We start from the raw sequence: 12,153 nt of genomic DNA, 5'->3' as shown, positions 1-12,153 counted from the left end.
CGCTACGGCGCCGTGGCGGACAGGGCGGCCACCAGTACGGGCGTGACCTGCTCCACCTGCCACGGCCGGGCCCCGTGGCCGGCCAGCGCCGCCGCGACGGAGTCCGCGTCCACCACGGCCGGCGGCTCCCAGCACACCCGCCGCACGGTGTCCGGCGTGATCAGGTTCTCCTGCGGCATGGCCAGCTGCTCGGCCAGCGCCGAGACCCCGGCCCGCGCCGCGGACAGCCGGGCCGCGGCCGCCGGGTCCTTGTCGGCCCACGCCCGGGGCGGCGGCGGGCCCGTCACGGGCTGCCCCGGCTGCGGCAGCTGCGCCTCGCTCAAGCCCTTCGCCCGGTCCACCGCCGCCTGCCACTGCTCCAGCTGCCGCTTGCCCATCCGGTGCCCGAAACCGTTCAGCGCGGAGAGCGCCTGGGCGTCGGCCGGGAGCGCCAGCGCTGCCTCCACGATGGCCGCGTCCCCGAGCACCTTGCCGGGCGAGACGTCACGCCGCTGCGCGATCCGGTCCCGGGTCTGCCACAGCTCCCGGACCACGGCCAGCTGCCGCCGGCGGCGCACCTTGTGCATGCCGGACGTGCGCCGCCAGGGGTCCTTGCGGGGCTCCGGCGGGGGAGCGGAGGCGATCGCGTGGAACTCCTGGCGGGCCCAGTCGAGCTTGCCCTGCCGGTCCAGCTCCTTCTCCAGCGCGTCGCGCAGGTCGACGAGCAGCTCGACGTCCAGCGCCGCGTAGCGCAGCCAGGGCTCGGGCAGCGGCCGGGTGGACCAGTCGACGGCGGAGTGGCCCTTCTCCAGGACGAAGCCGAGCACGCCCTCGACCATCGCGCCGAGGCCGACCCGGGGGAACCCGGCGAGCCGCCCGGCCAGCTCCGTGTCGAACAGCCGCGTCGGCACCATGCCTATCTCGCGCAGGCAGGGCAGGTCCTGGGTGGCCGCGTGCAGCACCCACTCGGTGCCGGACAGGGCGTCGCCCAGGGCGGAGAGGTCGGGGCAGGCGACGGGGTCGATCAGTGCCGTGCCGGCGCCCTGGCGGCGCAGCTGCACGAGGTAGGCGCGCTGGCCGTAGCGGTAGCCGGACGCCCGCTCGGCGTCGACGGCGACCGGGCCGGTGCCCGCCTCGAAGGCGGCGATGGCCCGGGCCAGGGCGGCTTCGTCCGCGATGACGGGCGGAATGCCCTCACGCGGCTCCAGCAGAGGGGTCGGCGCCTCCGTAACAGAAGATCCGCCGTCGTCCGGAGGAGCGCCTCCGGTGGTTCGCAGTGGGCTGTCTGCTGCGGTGTCGTGGGCGTCGGTCACCTGTCAAGGGTATCCGTGGATGGACGGCGCCCGCCGACGGAACGTTCCGTCGGCGGGCGCCGTGGGGTCGCAAACCAGTCACGCCGGGGAAGCAGCGGGTTCGCGAACCGTTCATAGGGGGCGGGGGACCGGGTCACCGGCCCCTTTTCCGGTGAGGGAGTGATCACAAGGGGTGGGAGGGGGAGCGGGTCAGTGGATGATTCCGGTGCGCAGGGCCACCGCCACCATCCCGGCCCGGTCGCCCGTGCCGAGCTTGCGGGCGATGCGGGCGAGGTGGCTCTTGACGGTCAGGGCGGACAGGCCCATGGAGACGCCGATCGCCTTGTTCGACTGGCCCTCCGCGACCAGCCGCAGCACCTCGACCTCGCGACCGGACAGCTCGCGGTAGCCGCCCGGGTGACTCGGGGCACCCGGGGGGCGGCGGTGCAGACGCGCGGCGGCGGCGCCGATGGGGGCGGCGCCCGGCCGGGTGGGGAGCCCGACGTTGGTGCGCGTGCCGGTGACGACGTAGCCCTTCACACCGCCCGCGAGGGCGTTGCGCACGGCGCCGATGTCGTCGGCGGCGGAGAGGGCGAGCCCGTTGGGCCAGCCCGCGGCGCGGGTCTCGGACAGCAGGGTGAGGCCGGAGCCATCCGGCAGGTGGACGTCGGCGACACAGATGTCGCGGGGGTTGCCGATGCGGGGACGAGCCTCCGCGATGGACGAGGCCTCGATGACGTCGCGTACACCGAGCGCCCACAGGTGGCGGGTGACGGTGGAGCGGACGCGCGGGTCGGCCACGACCACCATGGCGGTCGGCTTGTTCGGGCGGTAGGCGACCAGGCTTGCGGGCTGCTCGAGGAGAACGGACACCAGGCCTCCTGGGGTGCGGGACGGGGCCGGCTCGTGGGGGTGAAGCCGGGACGAACCGTGCTTTCAAGGTCACAGTCGTCTTCGGCAGCAGGTCGCTCCGCCTTTAGAGAATGATCACGAATCGGTGATAACAATGCGCGCAATTCGGACACGCGGTCGATCATTCGAAGGCCGAACGGTTTCGGTCTGCGTCGGTACGGCTTCGAAAGTGGCCGTATCGACAAAGTGATTCGGCCAAGAGGGGGACCGGGGTGTGATCGTCGGCAGGAAAGCGCTGACCGCCCCGCGCAGGCTCGATCAGCGCGGGGCGGTCGGGGTTCGGTCAGAGGCCGGTCAGCGGGACTGCGGCCCTCGCCGCTGGGGCAGCGTCACGACCGACGCGTCGCCCGGCCCGGCCGGCGGCAGCCCCGCGACCTGGGCGAGCAGATCGCACCAGGACGCCAGGTGGGCCGCCGTGTCCGGAACCCCGCCCAGACCCTCGCGCGGCGTCCACGACGCCCGGATCTCGATCTGCGAGGCCGCCGGGCGCGCGGACAGGCCCCCGAAGTAGTGGGAGCTCGCACGGGTGACCGTGCCGCTGGGCTCGCCGTAGGTCAGCCCGCGCGCCTGCAGCGCGCCGGTCAGCCAGGACCAGCACACCTCCGGCAGCAGCGGGTCCGCGGCCATCTCCGGCTCCAGTTCCGCGCGCACCAGCGTCACCAGCCGGAAGGTGCCCCGCCAGGCGTCGTGCCCGGCCGGGTCGTGCAGCAGCACCAGGCGGCCGTCCGCCAGGTCCTGGTCGCCGTCCACGACCGCCGCCTCCAGCGCGTGGCTGTAGGGGGCGAGCCGCTTCGGCGGGGGTGTCGGCTCGATCTCGATCTGGGGCCGCAGCCGCGCCGTCCTCAGCGCGTCGACGGCGGCCCGGAAGGGCGCCGGGGTCGTGTCCGTCCCCCGCCCGTTGTGCTCGGTGTCCTTCGCTTCGTCCATTCCGCCAGCGCCGTCCGACCTTCGTCCCTGAGCCGCAGCCATGCGGGAAGATTACGGTGACCGGGCGCCGGGTGCCGGGCTAGACACCCCGCGCCTGCCCAGGGGCTGGATCACGCCGTCGGACGGCGTGCGAAACTTGGCCCGTGAGTGCCAACGACGCCCCCCGGGCCCAGCAGCCGTCCGCCCCGTACGACTCCGCCTTCCTCAAGGCGTGCCGGCGCGAGCCCGTCCCGCACACGCCGGTGTGGTTCATGCGGCAGGCCGGGCGCTCGCTGCCGGAGTACCGCAAGGTGCGCGAGGGCGTTCCGATGCTCGAGTCCTGCATGCGGCCGGAACTGGTCACGGAGATCACCCTGCAGCCGGTGCGCCGGCACGGCGTGGACGCGGCGATCTACTTCAGCGACATCGTCGTGCCACTCAAGGCCATCGGCATCGACCTCGACATCAAGCCCGGCGTCGGCCCGGTCGTCGAGCGCCCGATCCGCACCCGCGCCGATCTCGACCGGTTGCGCGACCTGACCCCCGAGGACGTCTCCTACGTCACCGAGGCCATCGGCCTGCTGACCCGCGAGCTCGGCGCCACGCCCCTGATCGGCTTCGCCGGCGCCCCCTTCACCCTCGCCAGCTACCTCGTCGAGGGCGGCCCGTCCCGCACGTACGAGAACGCCAAGGCGATGATGTACGGCGACCCCGAGCTGTGGGCCGACCTGCTCGACCGCCTCGCCGGCATCACGGCCGCCTTCCTGAAGGTGCAGATCGAGGCGGGCGCCTCGGCGGTCCAGCTGTTCGACTCCTGGGCCGGCGCCCTGGCGCCCGTCGACTACCGCCGCTCGGTGCTGCCGGCCTCGGCGAAGGTCTTCGAGGCGGTGGCCGGTTACGGCGTGCCGCGCATCCACTTCGGCGTCGGCACCGGCGAGCTGCTGGGCCTCATGGGCGAGGCCGGCGCGGACGTCGTCGGCGTCGACTGGCGCGTGCCGATGGACGAGGCCGCCCGCCGTGTCGGGCCCGGCAAGGCGCTGCAGGGCAACCTCGACCCGACCGTGCTGTTCGCCCCCACCGAGGCCGTCGAGGCCAAGACCCGCGAGGTGCTGGACTCCGCGGCCGGCCTGGAGGGCCACGTCTTCAACCTCGGCCACGGCGTCATGCCGTCCACGGACCCCGACGCGCTCACACGGCTCGTGGAGTACGTCCACACCCGGACGGCCCGCTGACCGGGCCCTCCCGCCCTCCGGACCGCGCCGCGCAACACCGTCACCAGGTGGGCCGGGCCTGCCTGCCGAACAGGATGCCGCGCGGTTCCGGAGGGGGCGGCGTGCCCCGCCGCAGCGGCCAGGCGATCAGCATGCCGGCGAGGAAACCGGCGACGTGCGCCGTGTACGCCACCGTGCCCGCGTCAAAGACGCCCCCGCCCGCGGAGTACACCGCCTGCAGCACGAACCACAGGCCCAGCACGATCCAGGCCGGCAGCCGCAGCGGCAGGAAGATCAGGAACGGCACGAGCACCCAGACCCGGGCCTTCGGGTACAGCACCAGATAGGCGCCCAGCACCCCGGCGATCGCCCCCGAGGCGCCGATCAGCGGGGCGCCCGAGCCGGCGTCCAGGAGCGCGAAGGCGTAGGACGCCGCGTAGCCGCAGACCAGGTAGAACAGCAGGAACCGCACATGTCCCATGCGGTCCTCGACGTTGTTGCCGAAGATCCACAGGAACAGCATGTTGCCCAGCAGGTGCAGCCACCCGCCGTGCAGGAACATCGCCGTCAGGACGCTCAGTTCCGGCGACTTGGCGTAGGGCGGCGGGCCCACCACGCAGCCCGGGCCCTGCGGGCCGACCCCGACGTCGCCCGTGGGCACCAGCCGGGGCATCTGATGGTGGATCAGCTCTCTCGGCACCGCCGCGTACTGGTCCAGGAACGCCTGGAGGCGGCACAGCTGCGCCAGGCTGCCGTCGCCCGTCACGGAGCCGGCCATGCCGGGAGTGAGCAGGAACGCGACGACGCAGGCGGCGAGCAGCGCGTACGTCACCCACGGGGTGCGCCGCGCCGGGTTCACGTCATGGACGGGGATGACCACCTCACACAGGTGCCCGGAGCGCCGCCGGTGAATCGGTGCGACGGTGAATCGGAGCGGCCGGTGAACGCGGCCGTCCGCGCGTGCGTATGTGTCGGCAACCGCTCGCGGCGCGGGGAAGGCGTGCCGCGGGGCCGACGTGAGGAACAGGCGATGAACGACCGAGTGACTCCTCCGATGCACGCGCTGCCCGACGGTGAGGCGGAGCTGACGCTGGTGGTGCGGCTGCCCTGGGAGGACGTGGCGCGTCTCGGCCAGGAGGCGGGGCGGCTGGCCTCCCAGATGCGGCGGCCCGTGACCCTGGACGAGGCGGTGAGCCACCGGCTGCGGTCGACGCGGGTCGCCGCGCACGCCAAGCCGGCGGGCGAGCAGCCCCCGGCGGTGACGGCCGCGCCGGCGTCGGTGTCGTCCCTGCCGTCCCGGCCGCCCGCCGAGCAGGCCCGGCAGGCGATCGACCGGATCAACGGCACGGCGGGGACGGCCTAGCGGACGGCGCCGGTGCCCTACGCGGAACCGCGGACCTTCGCCGCCGCCTTGCGGGCCGCCACCAGGACCGGGTCCCAGACCGGGGAGAAGGGCGGGGCGTAGCCGAGGTCCAGGGCGGTCATCTGTTCCACCGTCATGCCCGCCGTGAGGGCCACGGCCGCGATGTCGACGCGCTTGCCCGCGCCCTCCCGGCCGACGATCTGGACGCCGAGGAGGCGGCCCGTGCGCAGTTCGGCGAGCATCTTGACCGTCATGGGGGAGGCGTTCGGGTAGTAGCCCGCGCGGCTGGTCGACTCGATGGTGACCGCCTCGAAGCGCAGGCCCACCCGGTGGGCGTCCTTCTCGCGCAGGCCCGTGCGCGCGATCTCCAGGTCGCAGACCTTGCTGACCGCCGTGCCGACCACGCCGGGGAACGTGGCGTAACCGCCGCCGGCGTTGGTGCCGATGACCTGGCCGTGCTTGTTGGCGTGGGTGCCGAGCGGGATGTGCCGCTCCTGACCGGAGACCAGGTCGAGGACCTCGACGCAGTCGCCGCCGGCCCAGACGTTCCCGTGGCCGCGCACCCGCATCGAACGGTCGGTGAGCAGCCCGCCGTGCGCGCCGAGCGGGAGACCGGCCGCGCGGGCGAGGGCCGTCTCGGGGCGGACGCCGATGCCGAGCACGACGACGTCCGCCGGGAACTCGTCGTCCGCGGTGGCCACCGCGCGGACCCGGCCCCCGTCACCGGTGAGGATCTTCGTGACCTCGGCGTCGTTGACCATCGTGATGCCCAGGCCCTCCATGGCCCGGTGCACCAGGCGCCCCATGTCGGGGTCGAGGGTCGACATGGGCTCGCTGCCGCGGTTGACGACGGTCACCTCGTAGCCGCGGTTGATGAGCGCCTCGGCCATCTCGACCCCGATGTACCCGGCCCCCACGACCACCGCGCGCCGGCCGCGCGTGCGGGCCAGCGTGTCCAGCAGCGCTTGCCCGTCGTCCAGCGTCTGCACGCCGTGCACCCCGGCCGCGTCGGCCCCGGGCAGGTCGGGCCGGATCGGCCGCGCGCCGGTCGCGATCACGAGCTTGTCGTACGGCGTCCAGGACTCCGCACCGGAGTCGAGGTCGCGTGCGCGGACCCGCTGCCCGTCCAGGTCGAGCTCGGTGACCTCGGTGCGCAGCCGCACACCGATGTCCCGCGCGCGGTGCTCCTCGGGCGTGCGGGCGATCAGCCGGTCCCGGTCGGTGACGTCGCCGCCCACCCAGTACGGGATGCCGCACGCCGAGTACGACGTGAAGTGGCCCCGTTCGAACGCCACGATCTCCAGTTCGTCGGGGCCCTTCAGCCGACGGGCCTGTGACGCCGCGGACATGCCCGCGGCGTCACCGCCGACCACGACCAGTCGCTCCCTGCGCGTACGGCTCATGCTCATGCGAACACGCTACGGGAGCGCGGCATTTCAGTCCTGCCCGTCCGGCCGCGGGGAGTGCGCCTCGGGCGCCGGGCGGGCCACCGGGAGCGAGCCGGTCGTGGCCGTCGCGGGCGCGGGGCTTGGGCGGCGCGTCAGGCGGGGGCGTACGACGCGCAGCCACAGCAGCGCGAGCACGGCCGCCACCGCCGCGAACGGCAGGACGGCGCCGAGGACCACCGCGAGCCAGCGCAGCATCGTCAGGAACGCGTCCCAGCCGCCCGCGAGCGCGTCCAGGAAGCCCGGCTCCTCGTCCTCGGCTTCCCGCGTCACCGGCGTCTCGGACAGCGACAGCGTGATCGTGGCGAGGCTCGTGCGGTCCTTCAGGGACTCCTGCCGGGCGAGCAGCGCCTCCAGGTCGGCCTGGCGGGTGCTCAGCTCGCCCTCCAGGGTCACCACGTCGCTGAGCTTGGTGGCGCGGTCCATCAGCTCGCGGATCCGGGCCACGCTGGTGCGCTGGGACTTGATCCGGCTCTCCACGTCGACGACCTGGTCGGTGACGTCCTCGGCCTTGGCGTTGCGGTCGAGGAGCTTGCCGGCGCCCTCCAGGCCGGTGAGGACCTCGTCGTACTTCTCCACGGGCACGCGCAGCACCACCCGGGTGCGCTCGTGTCCCTCCCCGTCGCGGCTGGTGGTCTCGTCGGCGAGGTAGCCGCCCGCGTTCTCGACGCTCGTGCGGGCCTCGGCCAGGGCCTTGGGGACGTCCTTGACCTGCACGGTCAGCGAGGCCGTGCGGATGATGTGGTTCGGGGTGAGCTTCGGCGGCGCGGTCGCCCGGGCACCGCCCCCGGCCGCGCTTCCGGCGCCGCCGGGTGCGGCCTCCTTCGCTCCGGCCTTGTCGTCCGCCTGGGGCGCGGCGAGCCCGCGGTCGGAGGCGGAGCTGCCGGCGGAGTCCTCACCGGCGCTGCACCCGGTGAGGGCGAGGGCCGCGGCCAGCAGCAGGGCGGCCAGGGCCGGGACGGGTCGTCGTGTGCGCATGCGGGCATCCCCCGGGTTCGGTTCGGCTGACGTCTCTTGGACGCCCGGACGGCCCCGGACGTTTGGCGCGGGACGGTTCCGATGCGGTCACGGTCGGGACTCGCGGCGGACACCGGGGCGCGGCGGCGGCGCTGCCGGCGGGGTCTGAGAGGCTGGGGTCATGCGCGAAGGACGAGCCCGTGCGGGCGTGGGTCAGGTCGTCGTCATCGGGGCGGGTGTCGCGGGGCTGGCCGCGGCGCACCGGCTGCTGGACAGCGGGGCGCGGGTCACCGTGCTGGAGGCCTCGGAGCGGGTGGGCGGCAAGCTGCTGCCCGGGGAGATCGCGGGCGCCCGCGTCGACCTCGGCGCCGAGTCGATGCTGGCCCGCCGCCCCGAGGCGGTGGAGCTCGCCCGGGAGGCGGGCCTCGCCGACCGCCTCCAGCCGCCGGCCACCGCCACGGCCTCGATCTGGACCCGCGGCGCCCTGCGCCCCATGCCGAAGGGGCACGTCATGGGGGTGCCCGGCACCTCCGCCGCCCTGTCCGGCGTGCTGTCCGACGAGGGCCTGGCCCGCATCGACCGCGACGCCGACCTGCCCCGCACGGAGATCGGCGACGACGTGGCCGTCGGGGAGTACGTCGCGGAGCGCCTCGGCCGCGAGGTCGTCGACCGCCTGGTGGAGCCCCTGCTGGGCGGTGTGTACGCGGGCGACGCCTACCGCATCTCCCTGCGCTCGGCCGTCCCCCAGCTCTTCGAGGCCGCCCGTACCCACGCCTCCCTGACGGAGGGCGTCCGCGCGATCCAGGCCAGGGCGGCCGCCGCCCGGCAGACCGGCCCGGTCTTCACGGGCATCCGGGGCGGCGTGGGCACCCTGCCGCTCGCGGTGGCCGAGTCGGTCCGCGCCCGCGGGGGCGAGATCCTCACCGGGACACCGGTGACGGAGCTGCGCCGCACCTCGGAGGGCGGCTGGCGGGTCGCCGTCGGGGACCGGCAGTGGCGGGCGGACGCCGTGGTCGTCGCCGTCCCCGCCCCCGCCGCCGCCCGGCTCCTGCGCGCCGAGAGCCCGGGAGCCGCCGCCGAGCTGGACACCGTCGAGTACGCCTCCATGGCCCTGATCACGCTCGCCTACCGCCGGTCCGAGGCGGCCCTGCCCGAGGGCAGCGGCTTCCTCGTCCCGCCGGTCGACGGGCACACCATCAAGGCCTCGACGTTCGCCTCGCGCAAGTGGGGCTGGATCGCCGACGAGAACCCGGACCTGACCGTCGTGCGCACCTCCGTCGGCCGCTACGGCGAGACCGAGATCCTCGGGCGTGACGACGCCGAGCTGGTGGACGTCTCCCGGCACGACCTGAAGGCCGCCACCGGCCTGGACGCCACCCCCGTCGCCACCCGCGTCACCCGCTGGGACGGCGGCCTGCCCCAGTACCCGGTCGGCCACCACGCGCGCGTGGCCCGGATCCGCGAGCACGTCGCCCGGCTCCCCGGGCTCGCCGTCTGCGGCGCCGCGTACGACGGCGTCGGCATCCCGGCCTGCGTCGCGAGCGCGTACGCGGCCGTGGACCAGATCCAGGGCGACCTGCGCCGTGTGCAGGAGCTCACCGCCCACCCGGTGCAGAGTCTGCACGGCGGAGCAGGAGAATGAGGACATGAGCAACGACGCCCCTTCCCCCGAGACCGGCAGGATCCCGAACAAGGGCAAGCTGGCCAAGGACCTCAACGAGGTCATCCGCTACACGCTCTGGTCCGTCTTCAAGCTGAAGGACGTGCTCCCCGAGGACCGCGCCGGGTACGCCGACGAGGTCCAGGAGCTGTTCGACCAGCTCGCCGCCAAGGACGTGACCGTCCGCGGCACGTACGACGTCTCGGGCCTGCGGGCCGACGCCGACGTGATGATCTGGTGGCACGCGGAGACCAGCGACGAACTGCAGGAGGCGTACAACCTCTTCCGCCGCACGAAGCTGGGCCGCGCGCTGGAGCCGGTCTGGTCGAACATGGCGCTGCACCGCCCCGCCGAGTTCAACCGCTCGCACATCCCGGCCTTCCTCGCCGACGAGACGCCCCGCGCCTACGTGAGCGTCTACCCCTTCGTGCGCTCCTACGACTGGTACCTGCTGCCCGACGAGGACCGCCGCCGCATGCTCGCCGACCACGGCAAGATGGCCCGCGGCTACCCGGACGTGCGTGCCAACACCGTCGCGTCGTTCTCCCTCGGCGACTACGAGTGGATCCTCGCCTTCGAGGCCGACGAGCTGTACCGCATCGTCGACCTCATGCGCCACCTGCGCGGCTCGGAGGCCCGGATGCACGTCCGCGAGGAGGTCCCGTTCTACACGGGCCGCCGCAAGGACGTCGCCGAGCTGGTCGCCGGTCTGGCCTGATCAGCGGAGCCGTCCGGCGCTCCCGGGCCCGCCCGGGGCCGCCGGACGCTCGGCGCGTGCGGCCGGCTGCGCGGGGGCGCGCGGCTCGGGTTCGGCGTGCGGCGCGCAGTCCGCGCGCCGCCCCGGCAGCCGCCCCTCCAGGAGGTACGCCTCCAGGTGACCGTTGACGCAGGGGTTCGGCCCGCCCGCGAGGCCGTGCGCCCCGGCGCCGCGTTCGGTGACCAGCACCGAGCCGGCGAGCCGGTCGCGCAGTTCCAGGGCCCCGCGGTACGGCGTGGCCGCGTCCCGCTCGGCGGCCAGGATCAGCGTCGGCGGCAGCTCGCCCGGCCCGGCCCCCACGTCGAGCGGCCGCTGCCGGGGCGCCGGCCAGTAGGCGCAGGGCAGGTTCGCCCACACGTTGTCCCAGGTCTCGAAGGGCGCCACCCGCGCGAGCCGTGTGTTGTCCCGGTCCCACACCCGCCAGTCGGTGGGCCACGGGGCGTCGTTGCACTCCACGGCCAGGTACACCGCCCGCGTGTTCTCCGCCTCGGCGGCCGCCTCCGGGTACTGCTGCGCCTGCTCGACCAGCGGCCCGGGATCGCCCCTGAGGTACGCCGACAGCGCGTGCGCCCGGTGCGGCCACTGGTCGTCGTAGTACCCGGCCTGCAGGAACGCCCCCTGCAGCTGGCCCGGGCCGACCTTCCCGCCGGCCGGTTCGGCGGCCAGCCGCGCGCTCGCCCGCTCGTAGCCGCGCTGCACCTCCCGGGCGGTCCTGCCCAGCCCGTACACGCGGTGGTGCCGGGCGATCCACTCCTTCACGTCCCGCCAGCGGCCCTCGAACGCGGCCGACTGGGCGAGGTTGTTGCGGTACCAGAGCCGCCCCGGGCGGGGGTCGACCACCGAGTCGAACACCATCCGCCGCACGTGCGAGGGGAACAGCGTCGCGTACAGGGCGCCGAAGTAGGTGCCGTAGGACGAGCCCAGGAACGTCAGCCGCTCCTCGCCGAGCGCGGCGCGCACCACGTCGAGGTCGCGGGCGTTGTTGAGCGAGTGGTAGTGCCGCAGCGCGTCCCCGGCCCGCTCGGCGCAGCCGCGCGCGTACGCCTTCGCCTGCGCGATGCGCTGCCTCTTGTACGCCTCCGAGGGGTGTGTGGGCGCCTGCGAGGGTCCCTGGAAGAACTGCTTCGGGTCCTTGCACGACAGCGGCGCCGACGGGCTCACCCCGCGCGGGGCGTAGCCGACGAGGTCGTAGGCGGCGGCGATCCGCTTCCACTCGGGGAGCAGGCCGATGAGCGGGAAGTACAGCCCGGTGGCGCCGGGGCCGCCGGGGTTGTGGACCAGGGCGCCCTGCCGGCGGACCTCCCGCCGGGTGCCGCCCGGGTCCTTGCGCGTGGCCAGGGCCCTGCTGACGGTGAGGCGGATCTGCTCGCCGTCCGGGCGGGCGTAGTCCAGCGGGACGCGCACGGTGCCGCACCGCATGCTGCCGGGCAGGTCCTGCGCGTCGGGGCACGGGCCGAAGTCGATCCCGGCGGCCCTGGCCCGGGCGGCGGCCAGCGCGGTACCACGCGTCTCCGCGGCCTCGGTCCCGGTTTCGGCGTCCGGGACGGCGGTGAGGGTGCCCAGCAGCAGGGTCCCCGCGGCCGAACAGAGCAGGGCGGCGGTTCTCATCGGGTGTCCCTTCGGTGCACGGTGGCGACCCAAGGGATGTTTCGTGCGGGGGCGGGGGAAGAC

General features: G+C 74.6%; 11 protein-coding genes. 4 read left to right on the top strand and 7 right to left on the bottom strand.

The features are described 5' to 3' along the window. Window positions 1-2: 2 nt before the first annotated feature. The 3 genes from ABZY20_RS10015 to ABZY20_RS10005 form a co-directional block, all read right to left on the bottom strand. Window positions 3-1,292, bottom strand: coding sequence for a ribonuclease D (locus tag ABZY20_RS10015; RefSeq protein ID WP_356439234.1), 1,290 nt, complete (start codon window positions 1,290-1,292; stop codon window positions 3-5). Window positions 1,293-1,481: 189 nt separating this feature from the next. Next, the gene (locus ABZY20_RS10010; RefSeq protein ID WP_003993737.1) at window positions 1,482-2,144 is read right to left on the bottom strand and encodes a response regulator transcription factor; all 663 of its coding nucleotides are present in this window, start codon (window positions 2,142-2,144) and stop codon (window positions 1,482-1,484) included. A gap of 333 nt (window positions 2,145-2,477) precedes the next feature. Then, window positions 2,478-3,152, bottom strand: a complete 675-nt coding sequence (locus ABZY20_RS10005; protein WP_356439231.1) for a DUF3000 domain-containing protein — start codon at window positions 3,150-3,152, stop codon at window positions 2,478-2,480. A 101-nt stretch (window positions 3,153-3,253) separates the two neighbouring features. Between ABZY20_RS10005 and hemE the strand changes: the two genes are divergently transcribed. Further along, complete coding sequence (gene hemE, locus ABZY20_RS10000; RefSeq protein ID WP_356439228.1) at window positions 3,254-4,321, top strand: uroporphyrinogen decarboxylase; 1,068 nt, start codon at window positions 3,254-3,256, stop codon at window positions 4,319-4,321. A gap of 40 nt (window positions 4,322-4,361) precedes the next feature. On the opposite strand, the gene ABZY20_RS09995 is transcribed toward hemE, so the two are convergent. Next, complete coding sequence (locus ABZY20_RS09995) at window positions 4,362-5,180, bottom strand: rhomboid family intramembrane serine protease (protein ID WP_356439226.1); 819 nt, start codon at window positions 5,178-5,180, stop codon at window positions 4,362-4,364. A gap of 150 nt (window positions 5,181-5,330) precedes the next feature. Between ABZY20_RS09995 and ABZY20_RS09990 the strand changes: the two genes are divergently transcribed. Continuing rightward, the gene (locus tag ABZY20_RS09990) at window positions 5,331-5,663 is read left to right on the top strand and encodes a hypothetical protein (RefSeq protein ID WP_356439223.1); all 333 of its coding nucleotides are present in this window, start codon (window positions 5,331-5,333) and stop codon (window positions 5,661-5,663) included. Between the two features lie 17 nt (window positions 5,664-5,680). Here the strand turns inward: ABZY20_RS09990 and ABZY20_RS09985 are convergent, their stop codons facing one another. Further along, a complete protein-coding gene (locus ABZY20_RS09985) occupies window positions 5,681-7,072 on the bottom strand; it encodes an FAD-dependent oxidoreductase (RefSeq protein ID WP_356439220.1) in 1,392 nt (463 codons plus the stop codon). Between the two features lie 27 nt (window positions 7,073-7,099). Beyond that, window positions 7,100-8,086, bottom strand: a complete 987-nt coding sequence (locus ABZY20_RS09980) for a DUF4349 domain-containing protein (RefSeq protein WP_356439217.1) — start codon at window positions 8,084-8,086, stop codon at window positions 7,100-7,102. A 160-nt stretch (window positions 8,087-8,246) separates the two neighbouring features. Here ABZY20_RS09980 and hemG point away from each other — a divergent pair, with 160 nt between their 5' ends. Both hemG and hemQ read left to right on the top strand, forming a co-directional pair. Then, entirely contained in the window at window positions 8,247-9,707 is a 1,461-nt protein-coding gene (gene hemG / locus ABZY20_RS09975; RefSeq protein ID WP_356439214.1) for a protoporphyrinogen oxidase, read from the top strand. 4 nt (window positions 9,708-9,711) lie between these two features. Beyond that, complete coding sequence (gene hemQ, locus ABZY20_RS09970; RefSeq protein ID WP_356439211.1) at window positions 9,712-10,443, top strand: hydrogen peroxide-dependent heme synthase; 732 nt, start codon at window positions 9,712-9,714, stop codon at window positions 10,441-10,443. On the opposite strand, the gene ABZY20_RS09965 is transcribed toward hemQ, so the two are convergent. Continuing rightward, window positions 10,444-12,090 (bottom strand): alpha/beta hydrolase, encoded by a 1,647-nt coding sequence (locus tag ABZY20_RS09965; protein ID WP_356439208.1) that lies wholly within the window; start codon window positions 12,088-12,090, stop codon window positions 10,444-10,446. It abuts the gene before it with no gap. Window positions 12,091-12,153 lie beyond the last annotated feature (63 nt).

Origin of the sequence: Streptomyces sp. NPDC006624 (genome assembly GCF_040611555.1) — a bacterium.
GTDB lineage: Bacteria > Actinomycetota > Actinomycetes > Streptomycetales > Streptomycetaceae > Streptomyces.
The sequence above is the reverse complement of the archived record's forward strand: the minus strand, read 5'-3'. Positions and strand labels throughout refer to the sequence as shown.